The sequence below is a fragment of the Metabacillus litoralis genome (assembly GCF_003667825.1).
Taxonomy (GTDB): Bacteria; Bacillota; Bacilli; order Bacillales; family Bacillaceae; genus Metabacillus; species Metabacillus litoralis_B.
The window spans coordinates 1,633,531-1,655,209 of the sequence record NZ_CP033043.1; the positions used below are offsets into that span (position 1 = coordinate 1,633,531).

A 21,679-nucleotide genomic window follows, 5' to 3' on the forward strand; every position below is an offset into this window, starting at 1 on the left:
TATTTTATGTTCTTCATTTCATTTCACTTTAGTTCCTATCAATATATCTTTTAACTCTTCCACACTTTTTACAATATGTGTTGGGTTAGTCTGTCTTAACTCTTCATATGACCCATATCCATAAGTAACCCCAATTGAGTCAATTTTAGTATGATTTGCTCCTATCATATCGTGTTTCCTGTCTCCAATCATGATAAAGTCATCAAGTTTATGTTCATTATATTTTTCTAGTATGTATTGAATAATTTCAGCCTTTGAGGATCTTGTTCCATCTAGGTTACTTCCCACAATAAGTTCAAAGAACTGATCAAGTTTAAAGTACTTTACTATTTGCTCAGCAAAAATAGTAGGCTTAGAAGTTGCAACAACTAAAGTAAAACCTTGTTCACGTAAAGATTTTAATAGTAAGGGGATATTTGGATATAATTCATTTTCAAACATACCCTTCTCTTTAAAACGCTCCCTATAAAACTCTATCGCTTTTAGCGTATCCACTTCATTAAAATTGTAATATTCAGAAAAAGAAACATGTAATGGTGGTCCTATAAAACACTCTAATTTATCTACATCTCCCTCTACAATATTCATTTTATTTAACGCATATTGAACGGATTTAGTTATTCCTACCTTGGGGTCTGAAAGTGTGCCGTCTAAATCAAATAAAATAATCTTATATTTATTCATTTTAACTCCTCTCTTGATTCTCTTAGTAATCTTATGTTACCAAAAAATCACATTCATTGTTACATTAAAAAGCACTGTTCTTAATAATAGAACAGCGCTCTCATTTGCGAAAGACCCCAAATAATAGATAAAATTACTTCCTTGTTTAGATCATTGTCATTGAGTAACAATACTTCGATTCATTCCGCTAAACAGTTTCTAACTTACAAATCCACTTATAATAGCCTAGCAAAATAAAGATAAGAATTGGGACTACAAACAAATCATACCATATGTTCCACCAACCTAGATGGAAAAACCCCCAAGGTTCTGGAAGTAAGCTTATTGCTTCGTAAATCATAATCCCCACTGTACAGCCGATCATATAAAAAGATTGCTTAAATAGATTCTTCTTATATGGGTAAAAGCTTAGTAGCAGCACATTAACTGGGGGAATTAAAACAGTATGAGCAAGGAATCCTAACACTTCAATTCCTTTATCAAAATACCAATACCCATGAAATTTAAATTCAATGATTAAGTCAAATAGAACCTGAAATGCTATTGTAAAAGTCCATATACTTACAATTCGGCTCTTGACTGGTATTTTGTGAAATTTTAATGCTACAAAATTAAAGATGATTATTGAAGTAAATAGTAAGATCATCATAATTCCTTTTTTTATATCAGTATGCCCGATCATACATTGATAATTCGTAATTACTTTGCTTCTTGAATAAATTCGAGTTAGTGAAGGAACACATAGTATGATAAAAACTGAAAATAATACCAGTGAGGTACTATTATTAAAATTCAAATATCTTGTAAATTTTTCCCGACTCTGCATTACTTTGATGGAAGCTCTATTCTAACCAACAATGAAACGACAAGTACGTGTAAAAAACATGAAAGATCTCTAACTGAAAAAGGAGATGAAATGATGAAAGACATCGCTAACACTGTTCATATAGGTGAATTAATAGCCGTCTCTAAGGTTTTCCATCTTAATCCTTTCCAAATGATCACATTACTAGAAAATGATTTAATGGAAGTATTCGAAACTAAAGAAGATTTTTTAGGGAAATACGGAAATAAGGATTCATATGATGAATTAGAAGATTGGTGTGAATTAAATAATGGAAAAATTTTCACGAAACCAAAATAGGAAGTGAATACATTACAATCTAAGGAAGCCAAATTTCTCGATGATCACACCGAGAAGTTTGGCTTTGATTATGTTTAGAACAAATCAGCTTCCACTATTGCCTTCACTACTCTTACTCGTCTCCCCTTTTTTCTCCTCGTCCTTTTGTATATCATCTATTTTCTTAATCGTTGTTCCTGGATAATAATGATCGATGATCTCTCTATAAGAGTATCCCTTATCAGCCATTATACTTGCGCCCCATTGACTCATTCCTACACCATGACCAAATCCTCTACCTTTTATCACATAATAACGATCATGTTCTTCAAATGTATCAATTAAGTAGCTTTTAAAGGAGGATCCTCCTATTAGAGGCCTTATTCGATCAATTTCCGTATCTTTGAGTTCAACAACTTCATACAGAATGGTTCCTTCGATTAAACGTCTTAAAAATTCTATTTTGATTGAACCTTTTTTTGCACGATTTGATTCATTTAAATTTGGTAATATATCCAGATTTGAAATGGATAAGATTTTTAAATCCCCTGCAAAACCTTGTTTCTTCAGCCTGTTTTTCATGGGTTCTGCTATAGAAGGATCTTTTTCTTCTAACATATCCCACCAAGTCATCTTAGAAGCGCCTATATTTTTCAAAAATAGCTGCTCTTTCTGTAAAGTAAGTGTCCATGGTTGAATAGGATCGTACGGGTCTTTCTTTATTGGAAAATAAGCTTTTGCTGTTTCTCCCCATACATTCTTATTGTTCTCAGTAACACCACCGTTACTTGCCGAATAATAAGCATTGATGGGCTTATTTTCAAATGTAATGATTTCACCTTTTGTTTCTTCAACTGCTTTTGAAGCCCGTTCGAACCACTCATACCCTCCATAGACTTGAAATTGAATGGTATCATCCATTTCCTTGTCCATATGTGTCATAGTGTACGTTCTGGCAGCAAGTGCCTGGGCCTTTAAGGTTTCTAGCTTCCACGAGGGATATACCTCAAACGGAACAACACCTTTTAAATAATCCTCTATAGGGATTTGATTAATAGGTCTGATGTATTTACCATCTTCAATCATAAATTCCATTGCACCAAGGTATTTTTTATCATTCACTGTTATAATATGGTCTTGGTCATATTGATCTGGTATTAATACTAAGGAATCTTTAAATGTTAGTTTTTCATTTTGATTTGTCAATAAAATAGAACCTTTTTTTGCAGTTACTATGAATTTAGCTCCTTCTCTAAACTCTTCAATACCATTCATTGTTGTATATCTACCTTTGACCTGTATTGTCAGTTCCTCTTTGTCTCCTATGTAATTTTTTAACTTTATCTTTAATAGTTCACTCGCATAGACATTTTCATGATTAGAATATATAAATACAAATAGCAACAGTAAGATTATACGTTTCATAGCTTTTAGTATTCTTATGTTCAGGTAATCGTATTCTGTCTTTATAATTACTTATTAAATCATTCGTCATTTATAGGGTATATGTAAATACGAAAAAAGCACGTTTTATGAAAACGCACTTTGAATCCTAAAGAAGCCCAATTAACACTCTAATTGTCCTATTTCAACTAAAAATTAATAAAATTTGAACTAACTTATTTATAACCATTTGTTTATTAATCAGCTCTTTCTTCATCCTCAATCGTTTCTTGAACTTGCTCATTCGCATCTTCCACAGTAGTTTCCACCTTGTTAGCCACAGCTCTAATGGTTTCTTTTTGCTTTAATATATTTTGTTTCAACAAAGATTTTAAGTCTTCCTTTTGTTGCTTCAATTAATAGGCGGAGAAATTCCGCTTAAGGTATATATTAGGTGCTTAAAAAGCCGAAATAAGCGGATATATTCCGTTTAACTTCTATATTTATAACTAAATCTAAAGATTATGTTCATATAAGCGGAAAAACTCCTTTTATTTTGTGGCGAATATTGGTATTTTCCAATTTAAACGGAATTTTTACGTTTATGCTTCACTATACAGTGCTAGATAACGTAAAAAAAGCTTGGAGACACAATGTTCCAAGCTTTTTTGCTTATGAAGTTATCTGTTAATTCAAGTGCAAATCACCGTACTAAACAGTACTGCTTTTACTAATTTTGTACTTCAAAACCGAACCCGCTATTATGACACATTCGTGTTCTTTAAATATGGAGGTTAGATTGGCAATAGTAAATTAAAAAGTTAAAAAACTTACTCTCGACAATAGTCCACTATTTGATTTGTACATAAATTGTAAATATCACAATTTTTATAGGATTTATACCAATGAACGGTTTTTTCAATAGTTTCATGAATGTTCCATTTAGGCAACCAGTTTAATTGATGTTTTGCTTTACTTATATCTAAGCTTAAAAGGTTTGCTTCATGAACATCTGCTTGTTGATTTATTTCCCACGTTCCTTCTCCCCAAATATCCACTAATAAGCTTACAAGATTTTCTACCGAAACATTTCCTTCTTCTCCAGGACCAAAGTTCCAAGCCCCAGAAAAAGCCGGGCCATGTGTAAGAATTTGTGATGTTAATAAAAGATATCCGCTCAATGGTTCTAACACATGTTGCCAAGGACGAATTGATTTTGGTGATCGAATGGAAATCGGTTTCCTTTTTTCTATTGCACGTACACTGTCCGGAACAATTCGATCTTCTGCCCAATCTCCTCCTCCAATCACATTGCCTGCCCTAACTGTTGAGATGATCTTTCCATGTTCACTAAAATTCTTCTCATTGAAATATGAATTTCGATAGGAAGCTACTAATAGTTCGCTGCAAGCTTTACTGGAACTATATGGATCATACCCTCCTACTGGATCAATTTCTCGATACCCCCATACCCATTCTTTATTTTCATAACATTTGTCTGTTGTAATAAAAATACCTACCCTTGTTTCGTCAGTTTTTCTTATCGCTTCTAGGATATTCATTGTCCCCATTACATTTACGTCATATGTTTCTTTAGGGTGGCTATATGAATATTTCACTAAAGGTTGCGCTGCTAAATGAAAAACTATTTCTGGACGATATTGCTCAAAAACATTTTCTATTGCATGTTGATCTCTAATGTCCCCTCTTATATCAGTTATCTTATTTTCAATACCTGATAGAACAAATAGGTCTTTATTTGTTAATGGATCTAAGGAATAACCAATCACTTTAGCACCAAGCATGTTTAACCATATCGTTAGCCATGTACCCTTAAAGCCTGTGTGACCTGTCACAAGAACTGTCCGATCTTTAAATGTGTCCACAAAATTAATGGTCATTGATCAATCCCCCTCCTATTCCGTATTCGTTTTGTCTATACCAATTTATTGTGCGAAGAATCCCTTCTTCTAAAGAGATGTTAGGTTGCCAACCTAATAGATTTTTAACTTTAGAGATATTGGGTTGTGGTGTCATTCGTTCATTTTCCCTATATTTCAATGCCCCATATTGTGGTTGTAGGTTTGTATTCATATGAGAAAAAATAGTATCAACAAAATATTTAATTGGATATACTTGACCACTTCCAATATTAAAAATCTCGTTCTTAATTTCTGGGTTTACTACAGCTAGTAAAAATGCATTAATTATATTTTGAATATAGCAATAATCCCTTAGTTGGTCGCATGGCGTTAACAAAACTTCTTTGTTCTGTAAGATTTGTTGAATAACATAACTAAATAACTTATGAGATTCTTCTGATTCTCCAAACAAATTAAACGGCCTAAATGTAATAATATTTATCCCTAGCTGAGTAGCTAACTGATGGGCAATTAAAGTGGCTGATGCTTTTGTACTACCATATACATCTATTGGTTTTAGCATCATTTCCTCATGAATAGCTTCATCAGTTTCACCATACTCTGAACTAGAGCCAAGATTAATAATTTTTTCAAGATTTTTACTGTATTGTGCTGAAAAAATGAGATTGGCAGTTCCTTCTATATTTGTTCGAATAGCATCTAGGTAGTTGTCATTCCTACTGTTAACCCCATATGCAGCGAAATGAAAAATAACATGTGGTTGAAATTGCTTAATAGCATTCTCTATATCAGAATAATTAGATATATCACCTGTAAATTGTTGGATTTGAGATAAAGCATTTCTTAATCGCCATGGGTTTGAGGTTTTTCTTGTAAAGACGGCAACCTCACATTCTTTGTAAAGTCTGCTTATAAGGTGAGAACCAATAAAACCATATCCACCTGTTACAAGTATTTTTTTATTGGCAAGTGTGTTTTGAATCATAACTAAGCCCCTTGCAAATTACTTACATGTAGTGGGTTTTTTGCAGAATAGTTTGAAGTAACTGGAGTGTAGAAAGGTTTGAGATCATAAATTCCTGCTATATCTCTTAAATTTTCACTAATATTTATTAAATGATAAATATAAGGTATATAGATATAATTTAAGACTTCTTCAGAAAATAATAACTTCTCAAGTTTCCAAAGATCATAATTTTTTTCATTTATCATGATCATACTTCCAAAGTGATAAGAAACTAATAGATTTCCGTCTATTGTTAATGTACCATTCTCTTTAGAAACAGTATGTTCATTTTTCATAACTAAGTTCCAAGGAGCAACATTAATTCCAACATGATCAATTATTTTGATATTTGAAAAAAGCTTTGGTATTGATTCTAAATATTTCTGATCACCCCAACTATCATACTGAGGATTATATTCGTTCGAACAATGATCAATACACTTCTCTTTCCACCAATCAAGAATCATAAAAGACATATTATCGCGTTTAAATCCAATCAATCCTGCTTGGTACTGTCCATGAATATTCTCTAATTCCTTTGTACCATTTTGTTTACTTAAGAAAATAGAGTAACTTCCCCATTCATTCATTAATTCCATTGGGTTATTAAAGAAATAAATATCACTATCACAATAGATAATGTGGTCTATTTCTTTAACATTATTTAGAACATACTGACATAACGGGGCTTTTAACGTCCAACAATATTCATTTATAGCACGTTCATTTTTCACTTTAAGTAGTCTTTCATCTTCTAACTCTTCTAATCGAATAAGGGAAACATGCTGTAAATTCATATCACTTAATATTTGGTGAGTTGTATTGTCTATTGTTAATATCCACATGTGAAAATTTCGCATTTTTTGATGAATTGACCCATATAATGCCAACCCTTTTATTAAATATTCCTTACTGATAATCGCTGTAAAATTCATAAAATGATCCCACTGATCTATTTCGCGACTTAATTTAGAATATTTATAATAAGTCTTTGCATTTGATGGGTCTTCTTTCTGTAATCCCTGTTCTAAAATATTCTTATCAATTTGAGCAATTTTGTTTATACTTCTACGAATCGCTTCTAGATAAGGAACATACACATAATTCATAATCGTGCGGTCTATTTGTAAAGTATTTAATGACCATAAATCAAATTCTGTAAAATTGTAAATGGAAAGACATGCAAAATGAAAGACAATTAATGGATCGTTTTCGATATAAAGTCTATTTTCTTTTGTCGTAAGTTTATAATTATTATTGTAAATTGTATTCCAAGGTGCTGCATCAATCCCTAAATGCGTTGATATTTTAACTCTAGCAAAAAATCTTGTTAGATCATCTAAATACTTTTGATCACCAAATCTATTATTAGAAGATTCTTTAAAGCACCATTCTATACATTTTTCCTTCCACCACTTAAGTGCCTCACGACCATAATGATCGTTTTTAAATCCTACTAGACCAGCTTGAAATTTACCGTATTTTTCCTCAACCCACTCTAAATCTCTTTGAGGACATAAATAAATTGATTTTTCTCCCCACTCCCTGAAAATAGGTTCGGGATTTGAGAAGAAAAACAAATCTCCATCTACATATACAATTGAAGGTAAACTGTAGCTTTCTAGCAAATATTCCATTAGCGGTGCCTTTAAAGTCCAACAATATTCATTCGTTTGTCTGGTTTTTTTCACCTTCTTTAGTCTGTTATCTTCCAAATCTTGCACTTTAACTAAAACCATATTTTCTAGAGATAGTTTATTGAAAATCGAATAGGTCGCCTCATCGATACAACAAACAAATAAATGAAATTCATTAGTAAAATTCTTTATTGATTCATATAAAGCAAGAACTTTAAAAATATACTCTTTCCCAGAAATTACACAAAAGTTATATCGTTTACTTTCTATATTTGGTTCTTCTAACTTCACTTTTGTTTTAGATAACTGATCATACATATTGTCATTTGTATGTTCTAATGTATCCTTCATTTGATGACTAGTTAGAATCATAGGTTCCTCAAGTTCGTCATAACGGTGGAAACTGTTACTTGAAACATCATTACTTACCTTTTCTTCACTTTCGTTGTTCCACCATAACTTGAAATTATTGACTAATTTCCCAATGTAATCACTCATTTTGAATATTTCCCCTTTTCCTATGACTTCCATATTTTATTAGCTTCAACTAAATCTTTCGGGGTATCAATCGACATCCATAATCCATCATGTTCATAGATTGCTAGCTCTTCATCTTTAATCAGATTCTTTAAAGGATCCTCCTCAAGAACACACTCTGGGTCATCACTTAAATAATGAAAGAAGTCTCGATTACATACGAAGAATCCTCCATTAATGATCGAGTTCATCTCAGGTTTTTCTACAAATTTTGTTGCAATCCCATCTTCTACTTCCAGAATTCCGTATTGACTTTGTTTTCTTATTCCTGTAAGAGTCACTGTTTTTCCTTTTTCCTTATGAAACTGAATCAATTTATCAATATTAATATCTGATAATCCATCCCCATAAGTGAGCAAAAAGATATCATCATCAACATATTTCTCAATATTTTTTATTCTAGCGCCAGTCATTGTTTCTAAACCTGTATCTGCAAATGTTATGGACCAATCTTCAATATTAGTAAGTGGAATAGGTTTGTTCTCGTTTAATACTAGCTCTAAATCACTTTCCTTCCACTTGTAATCAATAAAATATTCTTTAATTTTTTCCCCTTGATATCCAAGTGGCAAGATAAATTCATTATATCCATATTGACTATACAATTTCATAATATGCCAAATAATAGGTTTCTCATTCACTCGTGCCAATGCCTTTGGTATATTTTCTTCCAATCCTCTCATTCTAAGTCCCTTACCACCGCACAAAATAACAACTTTCATTATCATCACCCTTTCTATCTATTTATTGCATATGCTATTCCGTTTTTTACTTTATTGTATGAGGTACATATACTAAAAGAGAGAAAAACCCTACTAACAAACTAGTAATAGTAGGTGATTGACATACAATATTTATTTAAAAACAGGAAATATTGTCCCTTTTTTAATGTTTAGACCTTTCTAATTTACTAAGGGCTAATAGAGTCTTCCCGTTACTTTTGTGTCATTTGGATATCTCGACCTAATGCTTTGAGCAGTTTCTGCTTTAGATATAACAAGAAAATATTTAGCTTTTTCACTTTATATCTTTTTGTACTAATACCTTTAACAAGACTTAACCCTTCTTTAAAACGGTTCGTTTTTATAAGTCTATCAGCATAGTCCAGTTCTAATTTAACCAAATATTCCTTTAGTTCACTTGATGCCACTACCTCTTTACTTTCTATAATGTTTTTAATCGTTTCAATTATTGGATAGGGTTGTGGTGTATAGAGAATTGTGCACATGCTGTTTGGTAGTCCGCGATAGTAAGTAACTTGATTTGTATGACTATATGCAATATGATCATGAATACTTATTCGGAACCACATATCTTGGTCTTCCCCATGGTGATGATTAATCGCAAAAAGACCTACTTTCTCAAACGTTTTTTTTGGAACAATAACTCCAGAAGAGATAACTGGAAGGTCTCTAAGAACACATTTACTATATTGACGTATTAGACCTTCCCATGGGGTTTTGGGGATTGATTCAATTATTGGTGTAATTTTCCGTCCATTTTTTAAGATGATTTGATATGCAGTAGCATATGCTCCAGCTTCTGGATATTTCTCTATTAAACGAAAAACAGTCTCAAGAAATGTTGGTTTCCATTCATCATCCGCATCTAAAAATGCGATTAGGTCCGTTTTTGCTTCCTCAATCCCTCTGTTTCTAGCCGCAGAAGCTCCTGCGTTTTTTTGTTGAATCACTCGAATACGCGGATCTCCAATTTCCGCAACTTTATTATAGCTATTGTCCGTTGAACCATCATCGATAATCACAATTTCAAATGTTTGAATAGTCTGACTTAAAACAGATTGTACCGCTCTTTTTATATAGTGTTCCTTGTTGTAAAGTGGAATGACTACTGTGACATCGAACATAGTGCTCCCTCCCAATTTTTCATTGCTAATTTTTGAGCATTCGGAAGGGTTAATATTGGTGGAATGTACTTATTGTGCAAAATATTCATTATAGAAGAATACAACTGCTCCTCTTCAAAATGAGTTGAATCAATTGTAAAATCTGGGTTTGCCTGAATCTCATTTGCCCAACCCATGCATTTTGGATGGTATGATAAGATCACTGTAGGAGTTTCTGTCATATAACCAAAAATACAACTATGAAGTCTCATCCCAACAATCCCTCTACATCTTGAAATTAAGTTTAATACATCAGCTGGATTATGCTGATAAGCTATTCGTGAAACAGGAATCTGTATGTTAAGTCGTTTTATCATCTCGTTGTGAATATCAAAATCTCCAAATACCCGGTGACCGTTAAAATCAATAAAAATTAGTTCTTCAACATCTTCTAATGTTAAACGATTTAAAACATTTAAGATCTTTTCAAATCTTCTTTTTTCAATCTCAGTATTTAAGCCAATATACCTTTCGTAATGACATAATGAAATGGCTAGTCCTCTTCTATTTGATGAATGATTATTGAGGTTGTTATCTTGTTGTGAAAATGGAAAAAGTGGAGCTAGGTCGAACGTTTTCTCAATATTTAGATCAGGTGCTAAACTTTTAACAATGTTGAAGCTATCTTCATCACGTACACCAATATAGGAAAGTTTATTTATAAATTTCTTACATGCTAGTTCTGCTCCACTATCTCTAAATGGCCCAAAAGAAACCCCTAATGCAATTGCACAATCTCCTCTACTTAAATCAATTAAGTCTGCGTCGCGGGTCAATTTATCCGTGGAATGAAAGACAGATCCTCCACCAAAAACAATTATATTTGATGTTAAAGCATGGTAATATAATCTGATTAAATTTTCACTCTTAACTTTTTCTCGTTCTACATACAAGGGTAATACAGGTAGTTTCTTTTCAAAATTAGGTATATGAACTGAAGTCGCAAGGATCTCATTAGATTTAAGGAATTGGTTGCATCCCCAAGTTGATGATGCTAATAACACATCATCACCAGTGTTGTACTCACCGTAATATCCAGATAATAGAATTTTCCTCATATTATCTCTCCTATTTTTTAATTTTAATGTACGTAAACAAATATACTAGTGTTCTAGATTTAGAAGAAATTAATGAATCTGTCTTGTTCCGATATATATACAAGTTCATATGTTATTAATGTACGATTTCTTCTAATTTTGAAAATAAGGAGGGATAAGATTTGTTGTTTAAGAAGTTAAAGCTACTATTTATTACGAAGGATTGGTCTAGCGGAATCGAACGAAATAATTACTATCTCTCCCAATCGTTAAGAAAGCTGACTAAATTAACTATTTGGGAAGAACCAGGAAATATTCACGATATTCTATCTTCTCTTGATTTTATACCTGATTTTATTCTTTTGAACGATTTACGCCCATCACGATGCCCCGAAATAAAAGGATTGCAAACATGTGATATTCCTATAGGAATGATTATGCATGATTTGCAGTACGAAACGAGTTATCGAAAGCAATTTATTGAAGAAAACAACATTCTATATCTTTTTACACATTATCGGGATAAGTTTTTAGAATGGTTTCCGGAATATGAGGATAGAATGATCTGGTTTCCTCATTATGTTCATACAGAAGTTTTCAAAGATTATAAACAAGAAAAAGAAATGGATTTTCTACTAATGGGCTCAACATACCCTCCGATCTATCCATTACGAGCAGCTATTTTAGATGGGATGAAAGATCTACCAAATTTCACCTTTCACGAACATCCAGGATATGATAAAGGCAAATATGACGAAAAGGAATATTTTGTAGGACGGAGGTATGCAAAAGAACTTAATAAAGCCAAAATTTTTTTTACCTGTGATTCCATATATAAATATCCAGTTATGAAATATTATGAAGTGCTTGCCAGTAATACCCTTCTATTAGCTTCCCATTCAAAAGAACTAGAAGACTTAGGGTTTATTCCTAATGTTCACTTTGTGGAAATCAATACAGAAAACTATTATGAAAAGGCTATGTATTATCTAGAAAACTACGAAAGTATTGGAAAAGAAATCGCAAAAAATGGATATAATATGGTTCGCAAACAACATTCTGTCAGCACAAGAGCGAAATTTTTAGTTAAAACAATAAAAAAAATTGTAAAAGCAAAAAAGAAATAAAATTGGAAAGGAGATGAATATTAAGATGAAGTTGTTATATATCGGTTATCTAGGATTTAATAATGTTGGAGACGAAGTCTGTTATGAATCATTTATTCAATCTATCAACAGATGGTCTAACTCTGTAGACAAAGTCATTGCTTATGACATTAAGGAAAACAAAGGAATAAAGAATATATTAAACAAAGAAACAATCGATGCTGTAATCTTAGGTGGAGGTTCACTTTTTCAAGGCGATATTTTTTTAACACTTGCCGAGGAAGCAATCGAGTTGGGAATACCCTTATATAGCTATGGTACTGGAATCGATTATCTAACAGAGGACACCATGTCTAAATATATAATTGGAGAGTCTTTTCAACCATCATCTTTTTTTGATAATCGGCAAATCAATACAAGTCGGATAAAAAAATTAGTTGAGTCGTTAACATATACTGGAGTAAGAGGTCCGTTAACCCTTCAATTTATTAAAGGTTTATCACCCGTTAACTCTTCTATTGAGATAATTGGTGATTCAGGCTTTATTTATAGTCCAAATTCTGATCATTATATCTTGAATCATTATTTATTTCCTGTTCAAGCACCCCTAATTGCAATTAACTGGGGAACTACTTTTAATAAACTTTTCGGATATAATGAAGCATTAGTAGAAGACCAACTTATTGAAAGCTGTTTCTACTTGATATCTAAAGGGTACCATATTGTCATTTATCCAATGTGGAATCAAGATATTGAATCATGCAGGAATCTTTACAACCGTCTGAACAACAAAGATTCTGTTACATTCATTCCAGAGGTTTGTAGTTCGTCACAAATTTACTCATTCTTAGGTAAATGTCACTTTTCAATCAACTTAAAACTGCACGCTAATATTTTATCTGCAGCGGCCTTTACTCCATTTATTCAATTTGCTTACCGTTCAAAAGGCTTTGATTTTGCTTTATCTATAAACCAATTTGAAAACACATTATATCCCCATTCCTCAACAATACTTGAAACAATTAAAGAGAAAGAGAAAAATTTTACCCGTTATCGTGAAAATTACGCCAACAAATTGAAAGCAGAAAAAGAAAAATACACTGAAAAGCACAAATGTTTTATACAAAGCCATTTTTAGTTGCGATAAATATCTGCACCTTTTGATAATAGCTGCATAAATTATTCACTAAGTGAATCTTTTCCCATTGGAGGTAATTATGCACGAATCACAATATATCTCCCCCTTTCTAGAACCAACCATGAACAAGTACTTGCTTGTATGTCGTATTTCTGGTTCTAAATCTGTTAAAGCACAAAGACTCATGGCAATAACTATTGAATTAGTATTTCTATATTTTGATTCTTAGAACAACACATTAAATATAGGAATTCACTTATTTGTATATTCAACGTAAAAAACGAAAAACCTATTCTTCTTTCCAACAAGGCTATTACTCGATCGCTGGGTAATAGTCTTTTAATGTCTCAAAGTTTTTAAATAAACTTAGGCCGTACAATTTTTTATTTTAGAATAAATCACCTATACTTACTATGATACCGATAACTGAAAGGGTAAATAGTAATAAAATACATAATATTATTATAGGTGCTACCTTCTTTAAGAATCCACCTTCTTTGTTTTTATAGCTGAGATAACTAAGAATTAAACTTAGAATGCCCGAAAGAATTGAAGTGAAAAACAATCCTTTTAACAAAATAACCATTACACCCTTAGGCTGATCTGGAGCAATTGCATATGTAACAATTAAAGTTAATGTGCAAATGACAACCAATAGTGCAGACCATTTACTATATTTCTTATTCATAGGATTAAAGCTCCCCTCAACAACGTAAATAGAAATATATAATTTGTACCTTATTAAACACTTACATAGGTATATATCCTTTTGTCATGTAAACATATATAGCTACAGGGACAAAACTAAATATCATAGCTAAATTACATAAAGCTAGAAGTCTATTTTTTGCTACCCAAGCAAAATAAAAACCTATGGGGTTAAAAATAAACGTTAACATTCCATAAGGGTCTTGCATAGTAAGCACCAGATAAGGAAACCATGAAATAACACCTAAAAGGAAAAGAGATAGTGATAGATAATAATATATTTTTGTTTTAAGAATGATTTTACTCAACTCTCCTCATCTACCGTACTTATATATTTTGGCTGCTATAAATCCTGTAGTATGATTAGTAGGAAATATAGTCTCTACCTTTTATTTACGACCACTTACTTATTTTACCATTATTTTTCAGGTAAAAGTAAATATGAAAAAAGCACGTTATTAAAACGTACTTTGATTGTTCATTTCTGACATTTTGGTGTGTGACATGATAAGGGTCCTTTACATTCCTAAGGAGTCTCTAAGAATATTTTCAAGATATAAAGAGCTAGTGATTTTTTTATTGCACTCGCTACTATCTTTACAAATAAGGTTGCCAATAGACTTAAAATAATCCGGATTGTTAGACTTTTTCACTTTTGTTACAGCAGAAAAATAGGAAACCTCACTAGTACATTTACACAAGGAACAAATATTTTTCTTAGATGTCGGGGAGAATTTACATTCAATGCCCACCAATTCTCCATCCAGCTCATATATAATATACTTTCTATTCGATCTTAAATCGTTCCAACTTAAATAGGTTAACTGACTATGATCAACTTTTGATAAATCAGGCAGCTTTAACTTTTTAGTCTTTGGAAACATTTTTTTCAGTTTCTGTTCGGTGATTTCTGGGAACGGCAACAAAAACTCGGTAAGATGCTGAATATATTGTTGGTATTCCTCATCAGTTTTCAATCGAGATAGATCCAATATTTTTTGTTGATCTAATGAAATATTAGGAATTAGATCTAAGATTTTGGCATTACTTAAGTCCTTTAAAGAAGTAAAAACCGAAGAAGGCAAATTCTTTTTAGAGCTATCTTTAATTAAAAGCACCTGCTTTTTAATAAAATTATAGTGTTCATTTTTCAAAAATTTTTCTGTCATCACATGACACTCCTATCTTTTTTTATTCTTATGAAATATTTTAAGAAGTGCATGTAGCTAATAAAAGGTAGAAAATGATTAAGAAACGTTTTTTACATAAAAAATCACTGATGAATATGATTCACCAGTGACTTCTTTTACTTTTTATGTGAATAAACAATCTTTTTGATTGATTCAATTGAGAGGTAATATTCTTCGGAAAGTTGTTGAATACTACTGCCACTAGTAAAAGCATTTCGAATAGTTACATTACGCAAATCAAGCAACTGTCGTCCACCACTTGAAGCTCCCCATTTCTGATATTCCGCTTCTGGCTTAGGAATGTAAATGGTTTCTCCTTGGACATATTTCTGGATTTCCACAATTAGCTTTTCAGGTAAAACTTTTTTTGCATTCATATACTTCACTTTGCTCGCTCCTTATTTATTTTTAATAAAAATAAGGTGCAAAGCCAATATATTAGAAAAGCTTATTCAGCGATTTTTTTATCATTTCGCCCCATACAAAGTATCGCCTTTCCAATTTTAGGCTTTGCATGAGTGGAAGAAGTACCAGACAATCTTATGTGATTCTCCATAATGTAAGCACCCCCTTTAAGATAACATTATAGCTTAAGTTATGATGAAGTGGACCTTTTTTATGTAAATATTTCCTTTTATTAACCACTAATTTTGCAGAGATTCCTAGAAAACAGAACCTCAACATTTTCCAGAAAGAACTCATCATTGGTCATATATTATGTTGAAACATCTAAGTTTTTTAATGCTTCAAGCAATCGATTTTGTACCTTTTCATCATTATTTACATAAAAGACTAATAAGTTACTTATTTCATAGACTTTGTGTTCTACTAATTCTGCTGCTGCAGTTATTTCCTCAAACCTTTGGACTCCCTTTTCCCTTTCACCCTCTGAAGGAAAAACATAAACTGATAATGTATGACCTTCCAAAATATACACTTCAGGCGGCATCTCGTTTAATTCTTGCATAAAGAAATCCTCACTTGATAACTCTGTATTTTCCAATTCAAAACCTTGCTCCGCTATGACAGTTTCTACATCTTCTAAAGTAATGTCGTATGTTTTAGACGACTTCTCCTCTACTTCTTGTTGGCTACAAGCACCTAAAATGAATATAAATAGTACATACAATAATCTTCTTTTCATCATCATATACTTGCCTCCTATGGGGAATGAGGTTGCAATTGCTTAGATTCTGGGATTAGAAAGCATTCAAAATCAGAGTAATCAAGTAAAATTGGATCCTTAATTAATAAAACAGATAAAATCATATGATACACTTCAGTTTATATAAGTTCTTAATAAAAAGCTTCGGAGTGCTTTAGCAATGTATTACCAACCTTCCAACTGATAAAGATCTACACGTCTATTATTGAAATAATCGAGTACACCTTTAGACTGTTTGATATCATCAAGATTTATTTCAATCACGGATACTTCTTCGTTATTTCCACCTTTATAAAGGATTTTCCCCTCTGGATTTACGACTTGGCTTTCTCCAAAAAAGATATTGTCAGAGTCAAGTCCCACTTTATTCGTTGCTACAGTAAATACATGATTTTCAATGGCTCTCGATTGCAAAAATGTATTCTGATAATTTTGATATGGTACCATATTTGCACATAAAACAAAGATGACATTCGCTCCTTTTGTTGCTAATATTCTTGGCATTTCAGGAAATTCCATATCATACGTGATCAAAATTCCCATGTTTCCTTGAGGTAGTGAAAAAATAGGACATTGATTTCCAGGTTCGAAAAATTTCCGCTCATGATGGAATAGGTGCGTTTTTCGATATACCCCTTCTATATCCCCATTATTATTAATTAAAACTGCAGAATTATATAACTTTTCACCTTCTAACTCTGGAAATCCATAAATTACCCCAATTCCATGTTTTTTTGCACAGCGAGCAATTGTTTTAATACTTTCTCCATCTATCGATTCACCTAAATTTCTCACTTTTTGATTCATCACATAACCGGTTAAAAATAATTCTGGAAATAACACGAAGTCTCCATTCTTTTCTTTTGCTTGTTTAATGGTCTCAAGTGTTCGCTTCAAGTTGATTTCTTTTTTTAAGAGCTCACATTTTAGTTGCGCAAGTACAATTCGAATTTTGTTTGACATTTTTTTACCCCTTAGTAGAATGTGACTGATTCATATATTTTTTAAGCTTTTTTGAAATTGTTGACTGATCGACTTTTAACTCCTGTGCAGTCTTATATGTATTTTGATATCGGTTATAAGTATTTAGAATAATTTCCTTTTCTAATGCTTCCTTTGCTTCTTTTAAAGATTCAAATTGAGGTGTTAGATACTCATGAATTTGAACAGAGATAGTTTTCTCGGAATGTTTATTATCAAAATTTTTATTTTCAAGTGAAGAGGAGTTTGTGACAACCATCCGTTCAATTGTGTTTTCAATTTCTCTAATATTTCCTAGCCAATCCTTTTTCGTTAAGTCCTCACGAACATGCTGATCTATTTGCAAATTTCGACCATATTTCATATTAAATTGATAAAGAAAGTAATCAATTAAACTAGGTATATCCTCTTTTCTTTCTCTTAGAGGAGGAATGATTAAAGGAATTACATTTAAACGATAAAATAAATCTTCGCGGAATTTTTTCTGGTTCACAAGAGTTAAAAGGTCTTTGTTTGTTGCAACAATAATACGAACATCAATATCAGTATAGTTCACTCCACCTACTCGGCGTATCCGATTTTCCTGAATCACATCCAGTAATTTTGATTGAACTTCATAAGGAAGTTCAGCTATTTCATCTAGAAATATCGTGCCTTCATTTGCTGCTTCGAAAAGCCCCTTTTTCCCTTTATGGTGACCTCCAGTAAAGGCCCCTGCTTCATAGCCGAATAATTCAGATTCGATAAGAGTACTAGGTAATGCTCCACAGTTAACCGATATAAATGGACGATCAGATCGGTTACTTTGCTTATGGATTGACTTCGCTAATGTACTTTTCCCGACACCAGATTCTCCAAGTAATAGCACAGTAGAATTGACATCAGAAACCTTTTGAATAATACCCATTATCCTTTTCATAGCACTCGAATGAAAAGAAACATCGAGATGATTAAATTCATAATGTAAAGGTTCAATAGACTGTTCTAAGTCTATTATTTTTATAAAAATAAAATAAGTAGCACTTGAAAATTTGAATTGATAGATTAACACCTTTTCCCCGTTTACATTCTTTAAAGTTTGTATCCTTCTGTTCTTATTAAACCTTCCTTTGAAGGTCGAGTCTAATATCTCATCATCGAATAACTGACCTACTTTTAGTGGTTTTTCTGCATTAGTAAAGATGTCTCTCCATTCACCCTCTGTATTCACAATGCTCTTTTCCTCATTTATTATACAACGGAAGCCTATGTATTCTTCCATTTCATCCCCCACCCGTACATTTGATGATAAAAATCATTAATGATGAATTTTATCATCGTTTTAGTTGTAATTTGATGATTTATTTCATCTTAATATTTATTTAACCAAAAAAACATTGGTATTTCAATATTTTCAGAATTGGCATACTTTTTGCAATAAATAATAGCAAGAAAGGTGGACATTACATGAAAATATCTTTGGGTCAATTTCAGCCTAAACTTCAAGACAAACAATTCAACATGGTAAAAATTAAAAAAATGATGGAGGAGGGAAAAAAACAGCAATCGAATCTCATACTTTTTCCTGAGATGTCATTAACAGGATACTTACTTGAGGATTCTACAAAATTATTTGCTGAAGAGGTCACTGGCACTAGTATTACAGAACTCAGAGAGCATTGTAGAAAACTAGGTGTCGACATAATCATATCTTTCCCAGAGAAAGAAATGCAGCACTATTTTATAACAGCGATCTATATCGATAGCTCGGGTAAGATAAAAGGTAAATATAGAAAAACACACCTATTCCATACAGAATCTAATTATTTTACTAAGGGTCAAGATTATCATGTTTTTGATACACAATGGGGGAAAGTCGGAATTATGATTTGTTACGACTTGGAATTTCCTGAAGTAGCTAGGTTATTACGAATGAAAGGAGCAGATTTCATTTGTGTTCCTACTGCTAATATGAAGCCTTATGAAAAGTATCAAGAAGTCTACGTTAAAAGTAGAGCAATGGAGAATGAAATACCCGTTATCATCTGCAACCGTATCGGACAGGAAGGAAATTTGGACTTCTTTGGAAATAGTATGGTTGTAGATCATGAAGGTCAAGTCCTTATGGATGTAAAAGGGAATGAGAGCTTACAAACATGTAGACTTACATTATCAAACAATCGAGATCCAAAATTAAAATACATCAATAATATTAATCCAACTATTTATTCTCAATTACAAGAATTAAAGGAAACTAAAAAATAAGTTAAGAGAGTATGATAATAGGTTTAAAATTAAAGAGGGGGAAACATAATGGAAAAACAAAATGTTTCATTAAATCGTACCTTAACCTTATCAGCAGTTGTTTTATTTGGATTAGCTTATATGACACCTATGATTGTCTTTGGTATATTTGGTGTTCTTGCAGAAACCACACATGGCCTCGTACCACCTGCCTATCTTATCGGTTTGGGAGCGATGCTTTTTACAGCCTTTAGTTATGGAAAAATGGTGCAAGCATTCCCAGTTTCAGGTTCAGCCTACACCTATACAAGAAAAGCTATTGGACCACGTTTAGGATTTATGGTTGGGTGGTCGGTTCTATTAGATTATTTGTTTCTACCAATGGTGATTTGGTTAATTGGAGCAGTATACTTACATTCTGCCTTTCCTTCCATCCCTACTTGGGTTTGGATTTTAGCTTTTATATTAGTAACGACGGTCATTAACATTATCGGCATTAATTCAACGAAAAACATCAACTTCATCTTAATGATCTTCCAAATCCTCGTAATTTTAATTTTTATCGTGTTGTCCATTGTAAGTGTTCTAAATGGACTGGGTACTGGAACGTTATTTTCTATCGCTCCTTTTTATCAGACAGACGTTCCATTTTCGTTGGTGATTGCTGGTGCTTCGATTGCTTGTTACTCTTTCTTGGGCTTTGATGCGGTTTCAACTCTTTCTGAAGAAACCATAGAACCTGAAAAAACAATCCCGAAAGCCATAATACTCATTACTCTACTAGGTGGGATGATCTTTATCGGTGCTTCTTATTTCATTCAATTAGTTCAACCGGACTACAATGCCTTTGTCAATACTGATTCAGCCGCTCTAGAGATAGCTAAGCAAATCGGTGGAAATCTATTTAGTGCAGTATTCCTCGCTGGACTTATCATTGCCCAATTTACGTCAGGAATGTCTGCACAAACTAGTGCAGCAAGATTAATTTACGCCATGGGTAGAGACTCAGTCTTACCGAAGAAAATTTTTGGTTATATAAACCCTAATTCTAGAACGCCAATCCTTAATGTTATATTCATTGGAATTGTAGGATTGCTTGCACTATTCTTAGACATAACAACATCAACTTCTTTTATTAATTTCGGGGCATTTATGACATTTATCTTTGTTAATCTATCAGTTATTTTTCATTATTTTATAAACGAGAATAGACGAAGTGGAAAGGATATCATCTTCTTTTTAATCTTTCCGTTAATAGGAGTTATTTTAGATATCGGACTTTTCATTAATCTTGATAAAAATGCCCTTGTACTAGGATCAATATGGGCTACAATTGGTTTCTTTTATTTATTATTATTAACTAAATTCTTCAGAGAGGCACCACCAGAGTTAGATATACAAAATGATCTCGCCGGATAATACACCCATATACAAAAAAGACTGTACAAAACACGTAAAAATCGGTGTTTGGACAGTCTTTTTTCTTGATAAACTACGAAAAGAGCGTTTTCAAGAAGAACATCATCTTCCATTTGCCGTAGATGCTATTCTCGCTGCAGTTGCTTTCGCCGTTGCATTACCAAAAACTCCATTACCACCCATTGGAGGTTTAGATGGGAGGCATTTTTTTAGTTTTTAGCAGGTGGAATCATCGGACTCGTTATGATGAGATTTGCTATTAACTTCTTTGTCCGGATCTTTCACAAAAAGCCTGGACTTGAAACAGCTGCCTTTCTAATTGTAGGTTGGGTTGGCGTAAAACTAGCTGTTTATACTTTATCTCATCCTGATTTGGCGTATTTGCCAAAAGGATTTGCTAAATCTGCTGGATGGAAAATTACATTTGGTCTGTTTTATTACTAATTGCTGTCCTAGGATGGTTTCTTCCAAAAGAGAGAAAGGATGAAGAAGAAACAACATCATAACCTTTCACAAGATGCAAAGGTCACTAATTAACGTGATCTTTGCTTGA

Annotated in this window: 22 protein-coding genes and 1 pseudogene; 6 read left to right on the plus strand and 17 right to left on the minus strand. The window is 32.4% G+C overall.

Features of this window, described 5'->3' with window-relative positions; translation table 11 throughout:
• Window positions 1-18: 18 nt before the first annotated feature.
• Window positions 19-684, minus strand: a complete 666-nt coding sequence (locus D9842_RS07750; RefSeq protein WP_121662033.1) for an HAD family hydrolase — start codon at window positions 682-684, stop codon at window positions 19-21.
• Between the two features lie 187 nt (window positions 685-871).
• The gene (locus D9842_RS07755; RefSeq protein ID WP_121662034.1) at window positions 872-1,330 is read right to left on the minus strand and encodes a hypothetical protein; all 459 of its coding nucleotides are present in this window, start codon (window positions 1,328-1,330) and stop codon (window positions 872-874) included.
• A 270-nt stretch (window positions 1,331-1,600) separates the two neighbouring features.
• Between D9842_RS07755 and D9842_RS07760 the strand changes: the two genes are divergently transcribed.
• Entirely contained in the window at window positions 1,601-1,828 is a 228-nt protein-coding gene (locus D9842_RS07760) for a hypothetical protein (RefSeq protein WP_257536007.1), read from the plus strand.
• An 84-nt stretch (window positions 1,829-1,912) separates the two neighbouring features.
• On the opposite strand, the gene D9842_RS07765 is transcribed toward D9842_RS07760, so the two are convergent.
• The 8 genes from D9842_RS07765 to D9842_RS07795 all read right to left on the minus strand — a co-directional run bounded on the left by D9842_RS07765 (window position 1,913) and on the right by D9842_RS07795 (window position 11,217).
• A complete protein-coding gene (locus tag D9842_RS07765; RefSeq protein WP_121662036.1) occupies window positions 1,913-3,232 on the minus strand; it encodes a SpoIID/LytB domain-containing protein in 1,320 nt (439 codons plus the stop codon).
• Window positions 3,233-3,447: 215 nt separating this feature from the next.
• Complete coding sequence (locus D9842_RS26280) at window positions 3,448-3,576, minus strand: hypothetical protein (protein WP_257536008.1); 129 nt, start codon at window positions 3,574-3,576, stop codon at window positions 3,448-3,450.
• 444 nt (window positions 3,577-4,020) lie between these two features.
• Window positions 4,021-5,091 (minus strand): CDP-glucose 4,6-dehydratase, encoded by a 1,071-nt coding sequence (gene rfbG / locus D9842_RS07770; protein ID WP_121662037.1) that lies wholly within the window; start codon window positions 5,089-5,091, stop codon window positions 4,021-4,023.
• Window positions 5,081-6,058: an NAD-dependent epimerase/dehydratase family protein gene (locus tag D9842_RS07775; RefSeq protein WP_121662038.1), complete on the minus strand. Its 978-nt coding sequence runs from the start codon at window positions 6,056-6,058 to the stop codon at window positions 5,081-5,083. Before D9842_RS07775 ends, rfbG begins: the two co-directional genes overlap by 11 nt.
• A gap of 2 nt (window positions 6,059-6,060) precedes the next feature.
• Window positions 6,061-8,214, minus strand: a complete 2,154-nt coding sequence (locus D9842_RS07780) for a glycosyl transferase (protein WP_121662039.1) — start codon at window positions 8,212-8,214, stop codon at window positions 6,061-6,063.
• Window positions 8,215-8,234: 20 nt separating this feature from the next.
• Window positions 8,235-8,975 (minus strand): sugar phosphate nucleotidyltransferase, encoded by a 741-nt coding sequence (locus D9842_RS07785; RefSeq protein WP_121662040.1) that lies wholly within the window; start codon window positions 8,973-8,975, stop codon window positions 8,235-8,237.
• Between the two features lie 212 nt (window positions 8,976-9,187).
• Window positions 9,188-10,120, minus strand: coding sequence for a glycosyltransferase family 2 protein (locus D9842_RS07790; protein ID WP_121662041.1), 933 nt, complete (start codon window positions 10,118-10,120; stop codon window positions 9,188-9,190).
• Complete coding sequence (locus tag D9842_RS07795) at window positions 10,102-11,217, minus strand: polysaccharide pyruvyl transferase family protein (RefSeq protein WP_121662042.1); 1,116 nt, start codon at window positions 11,215-11,217, stop codon at window positions 10,102-10,104. Before D9842_RS07795 ends, D9842_RS07790 begins: the two co-directional genes overlap by 19 nt.
• Window positions 11,218-11,378: 161 nt before the next feature.
• On the opposite strand from D9842_RS07795, the gene D9842_RS07800 reads away from it, so the two are divergent.
• Both D9842_RS07800 and D9842_RS07805 read left to right on the plus strand, forming a co-directional pair.
• Complete coding sequence (locus tag D9842_RS07800) at window positions 11,379-12,323, plus strand: glycosyltransferase (RefSeq protein ID WP_121662043.1); 945 nt, start codon at window positions 11,379-11,381, stop codon at window positions 12,321-12,323.
• 25 nt (window positions 12,324-12,348) lie between these two features.
• Window positions 12,349-13,440: a polysaccharide pyruvyl transferase family protein gene (locus D9842_RS07805; protein WP_162987356.1), complete on the plus strand. Its 1,092-nt coding sequence runs from the start codon at window positions 12,349-12,351 to the stop codon at window positions 13,438-13,440.
• 388 nt (window positions 13,441-13,828) lie between these two features.
• On the opposite strand, the gene D9842_RS07810 is transcribed toward D9842_RS07805, so the two are convergent.
• The 7 genes from D9842_RS07810 to D9842_RS07840 form a co-directional block, all read right to left on the minus strand.
• Window positions 13,829-14,128 carry a hypothetical protein gene (locus tag D9842_RS07810; protein WP_121662045.1) on the minus strand — a complete coding sequence of 100 codons (300 nt, stop codon included), beginning with the start codon at window positions 14,126-14,128 and terminating at the stop codon, window positions 13,829-13,831.
• 61 nt (window positions 14,129-14,189) lie between these two features.
• Window positions 14,190-14,456: a hypothetical protein gene (locus tag D9842_RS07815; protein WP_121662046.1), complete on the minus strand. Its 267-nt coding sequence runs from the start codon at window positions 14,454-14,456 to the stop codon at window positions 14,190-14,192.
• Window positions 14,457-14,666: 210 nt separating this feature from the next.
• Window positions 14,667-15,317, minus strand: a complete 651-nt coding sequence (locus D9842_RS07820) for a FusB/FusC family EF-G-binding protein (RefSeq protein WP_121662047.1) — start codon at window positions 15,315-15,317, stop codon at window positions 14,667-14,669.
• 137 nt (window positions 15,318-15,454) lie between these two features.
• Entirely contained in the window at window positions 15,455-15,724 is a 270-nt protein-coding gene (locus D9842_RS07825) for a CD3324 family protein (RefSeq protein WP_121662048.1), read from the minus strand.
• A 329-nt stretch (window positions 15,725-16,053) separates the two neighbouring features.
• Window positions 16,054-16,488: a hypothetical protein gene (locus D9842_RS07830; RefSeq protein WP_121662049.1), complete on the minus strand. Its 435-nt coding sequence runs from the start codon at window positions 16,486-16,488 to the stop codon at window positions 16,054-16,056.
• A gap of 180 nt (window positions 16,489-16,668) precedes the next feature.
• Window positions 16,669-17,466: a carbon-nitrogen hydrolase family protein gene (locus D9842_RS07835; protein ID WP_121662050.1), complete on the minus strand. Its 798-nt coding sequence runs from the start codon at window positions 17,464-17,466 to the stop codon at window positions 16,669-16,671.
• Window positions 17,467-17,470: 4 nt separating this feature from the next.
• Window positions 17,471-18,745, minus strand: coding sequence for a sigma-54 interaction domain-containing protein (locus D9842_RS07840; protein WP_121662051.1), 1,275 nt, complete (start codon window positions 18,743-18,745; stop codon window positions 17,471-17,473).
• Between the two features lie 185 nt (window positions 18,746-18,930).
• Here D9842_RS07840 and D9842_RS07845 point away from each other — a divergent pair, with 185 nt between their 5' ends.
• From D9842_RS07845 to D9842_RS07855, 3 genes and pseudogenes are all read left to right on the plus strand, one after another.
• Entirely contained in the window at window positions 18,931-19,728 is a 798-nt protein-coding gene (locus D9842_RS07845) for a carbon-nitrogen hydrolase family protein (protein WP_121662052.1), read from the plus strand.
• A gap of 48 nt (window positions 19,729-19,776) precedes the next feature.
• Window positions 19,777-21,126 carry an APC family permease gene (locus D9842_RS07850; RefSeq protein ID WP_121662053.1) on the plus strand — a complete coding sequence of 450 codons (1,350 nt, stop codon included), beginning with the start codon at window positions 19,777-19,779 and terminating at the stop codon, window positions 21,124-21,126.
• 106 nt (window positions 21,127-21,232) lie between these two features.
• Window positions 21,233-21,632 (plus strand): annotated as a pseudogene (locus D9842_RS07855) (TerC family protein); the annotation flags it as partial.
• Window positions 21,633-21,679: the final 47 nt, after the last annotated feature.

Coding starts and splice junctions, on each gene's coding strand:
- D9842_RS07750 (WP_121662033.1), bottom strand. CDS start 684: ATGAATAAATATAAGATTATTTTATTTGATTTAGACGGCACACTTTCA.
- D9842_RS07755 (WP_121662034.1), bottom strand. CDS start 1,330: ATGATCTTACTATTTACTTCAATAATCATCTTTAATTTTGTAGCATTA.
- D9842_RS07760 (WP_257536007.1), top strand. CDS start 1,601: ATGATGAAAGACATCGCTAACACTGTTCATATAGGTGAATTAATAGCC.
- D9842_RS07765 (WP_121662036.1), bottom strand. CDS start 3,232: ATGAAACGTATAATCTTACTGTTGCTATTTGTATTTATATATTCTAAT.
- rfbG (WP_121662037.1), bottom strand. CDS start 5,091: ATGACCATTAATTTTGTGGACACATTTAAAGATCGGACAGTTCTTGTG.
- D9842_RS07775 (WP_121662038.1), bottom strand. CDS start 6,058: ATGATTCAAAACACACTTGCCAATAAAAAAATACTTGTAACAGGTGGA.
- D9842_RS07780 (WP_121662039.1), bottom strand. CDS start 8,214: ATGAGTGATTACATTGGGAAATTAGTCAATAATTTCAAGTTATGGTGG.
- D9842_RS07785 (WP_121662040.1), bottom strand. CDS start 8,975: ATGAAAGTTGTTATTTTGTGCGGTGGTAAGGGACTTAGAATGAGAGGA.
- D9842_RS07790 (WP_121662041.1), bottom strand. CDS start 10,120: ATGTTCGATGTCACAGTAGTCATTCCACTTTACAACAAGGAACACTAT.
- D9842_RS07795 (WP_121662042.1), bottom strand. CDS start 11,217: ATGAGGAAAATTCTATTATCTGGATATTACGGTGAGTACAACACTGGT.
- D9842_RS07805 (WP_162987356.1), top strand. CDS start 12,349: ATGAAGTTGTTATATATCGGTTATCTAGGATTTAATAATGTTGGAGAC.
- D9842_RS07810 (WP_121662045.1), bottom strand. CDS start 14,128: ATGAATAAGAAATATAGTAAATGGTCTGCACTATTGGTTGTCATTTGC.
- D9842_RS07820 (WP_121662047.1), bottom strand. CDS start 15,317: ATGACAGAAAAATTTTTGAAAAATGAACACTATAATTTTATTAAAAAG.
- D9842_RS07830 (WP_121662049.1), bottom strand. CDS start 16,488: ATGATGATGAAAAGAAGATTATTGTATGTACTATTTATATTCATTTTA.
- D9842_RS07835 (WP_121662050.1), bottom strand. CDS start 17,466: ATGTCAAACAAAATTCGAATTGTACTTGCGCAACTAAAATGTGAGCTC.
- D9842_RS07840 (WP_121662051.1), bottom strand. CDS start 18,745: ATGGAAGAATACATAGGCTTCCGTTGTATAATAAATGAGGAAAAGAGC.
- D9842_RS07845 (WP_121662052.1), top strand. CDS start 18,931: ATGAAAATATCTTTGGGTCAATTTCAGCCTAAACTTCAAGACAAACAA.
- D9842_RS07850 (WP_121662053.1), top strand. CDS start 19,777: ATGGAAAAACAAAATGTTTCATTAAATCGTACCTTAACCTTATCAGCA.